This is a genomic window from Nostoc sp. 'Peltigera membranacea cyanobiont' 232 (assembly GCF_002245985.1).
Lineage (GTDB): Bacteria > Cyanobacteriota > Cyanobacteriia > Cyanobacteriales > Nostocaceae > Nostoc.
The window spans coordinates 1-2,158 of the sequence record NZ_NOLK01000350.1; the positions used below are offsets into that span (position 1 = coordinate 1).

The following is a 2,158-nucleotide window of genomic DNA, read 5'->3' on the forward strand; positions in this document are numbered from 1 at the left end:
CCCCAATCCCCTATTTCACAAGCTGTTGCAAAGTTTTCAGTGCTTCTTCAACATGACCTTTAAAGTTAAACATTGAATCAAACACGTATTGCACAACTCCTTGTTGGTCAATGACGTAAGTAACGCGACCAGGGAATAAGCCAAAGGCTGCTGTTGCGCCATATAGCTTCCGTACTTGGTCACCTTTGTCAGTTAACAGGGTAAAAGGTAGATTATATTTCGCAGCAAATTTTTGGTGAGATTCGCTGGAGTCAGCACTCACACCAACAACTTCAGCCCCAGCGCTTTTAAACACTTCATACTGATCGCGAAAGGCACAGGATTCAGCCGTACATCCGGGTGTGTCATCCTTGGGATAAAAATATAGGACAACAGCTTTTGTGCCGCGAAAATCTTGGAGGCTAACTGTTGAGCCATTTTGAGCAGGTAAAGTGAAATTAGGAGCGGTATCTCCAACTTTGACTGGCATAACAATTGGTGGTAATTATTTAACAAAATTTTACCTTGTATCCGAGTATATAAATTTTGCTTGATTAGCTGCATCAGGCGGGGTAGCTTAGATACTCATCAAAGAAAAAATTCTCTTTATGCGCCTGACTTCACTGGATGTTTTTCGCGGCATTACCATCGCTGCTATGATTCTTGTCAATATGGCGGGAGTCGCTGATGATGTATATCCTCCCTTAGCCCACGCCGATTGGCATGGTTGCACGCCAACTGATTTGGTATTCCCCTTCTTTCTCTTCATTGTTGGTGTAGCAATGACTTTCTCGCTGTCAAAGTACACCGAAGACAATAAACCCACCTCAACTGTTTACTGGCGGATATTACGCCGCGCCGCTATTCTCTTTGCCTTGGGATTCCTACTAAATGGCTTTTGGAATCAAGGTGTTTGGACTTTTGACTTGAGTAGCATCCGCATTATGGGAGTGTTACAACGCATCAGTATTACCTATCTGTTGGCTTCCTTGATAGTTCTCAACCTGACGCGCAAAGGTCAATGGATACTTGCAGTAGTAATACTCATCGGTTACTGGCTAACGATGATGTATCTACCAATACCCGATTATGGCGCGGGAGTTTTGACACGAGAAGGTAATTTTAGCGCTTATGTTGACCGGATGATTATTCCCAAAGGACATCTATATAAAGGTGATGGTTTCAACTTTATGGGAGATCCAGAGGGATTGTTCAGTACTATTCCCGCAATAGTAAGCGTTCTAGCTGGCTATTTTACGGGTCAATGGATACGCAGCCAACCTGTACAATCACGTACAAGTATCGGCTTAGGATTATTTGGAATTGGTTGTTTAATTATCGGTTGGGTGTGGGGGTGGACATTCCCCATCAACAAAAAGCTGTGGACAAGTTCTTATGTCGTATTTACTAGCGGTTGGGCGTTACTTTTGCTAGCAACTTGTTATGAACTGATTGAAGTCCGGCTAAATCGTCGCTGGAGTAAACCTTTTGAAATTATGGGCTTAAATGCGATCGCACTTTTCGTTCCATCGGTTTTATTGATTAAAATCTTAGTGAAAACCACTATCGGCACAGGTAAAGATGCTCCCAGTACCTACAATTGGATTTACCATAACTTTTTCGCATCCTGGGCGGGACTTCTTAATGGTTCTCTGTTATTTGCCATAGTCACCGTATTGTTATGGTGGGCTGTTGGTGTTCTGATGTATCGACAACGTTGGTTTCTCAAAGTGTAAATTTGAAACCAGGCATTAGAAAATGAAGATTTTAGTTGTTCTTTACGTTTTAGTGTTATCAAGGTTACAACAGGTATCAAGTGATAGATTTGTAACTCTTTAGGAACAAAGGCAATCGCAGCTTTATCTATACTCTTAATCAACTCATTTCCGTTCTTCTTACGGAACTGATAAAAGTTCTGGTGTCTCGCTTCTTGAATTCTGAATAAAGAAGCGTGTACAGACTTATCTGTGCGTTGAAAATTCTTATTTCTTCTAATTCACTAAATTAATCCATAGAAAAATTGTGAGGTAATGGATGCGGCGCATAAAATTTCAGGGTTAGCGCGTCTCAAACCCTATTGACAGGTAGATTCTAGGAGAGTATTGAGTTTGGAAGAGCCGCAGCCAAAACAGAAACCATATACTGATCATTCATCGCAGCTCGCCGTGACTTTTGTCGA

2 protein-coding genes are annotated in these 2,158 nt (G+C 41.8%); one reads left to right on the forward strand and one right to left on the reverse strand.

Annotated elements, in window-relative coordinates; genetic code table 11:
* Positions 1-10: 10 nt before the first annotated feature.
* Positions 11-469, reverse strand: coding sequence for a peroxiredoxin (locus tag CDG79_RS40195; RefSeq protein WP_094347006.1), 459 nt, complete (start codon positions 467-469; stop codon positions 11-13).
* Between the two features lie 118 nt (positions 470-587).
* Here CDG79_RS40195 and CDG79_RS40200 point away from each other — a divergent pair, with 118 nt between their 5' ends.
* Entirely contained in the window at positions 588-1,715 is a 1,128-nt protein-coding gene (locus CDG79_RS40200) for an acyltransferase family protein (protein WP_094347007.1), read from the forward strand.
* The last annotated feature ends 443 nt before the right edge of the window (positions 1,716-2,158 follow it).

Bases quoted from the DNA above. Each gene is read 5' to 3' on its own strand.
- CDG79_RS40195 (WP_094347006.1), bottom strand. From the start codon at position 469: ATGCCAGTCAAAGTTGGAGATACCGCTCCTAATTTCACTTTACCTGCT.
- CDG79_RS40200 (WP_094347007.1), top strand. From the start codon at position 588: ATGCGCCTGACTTCACTGGATGTTTTTCGCGGCATTACCATCGCTGCT.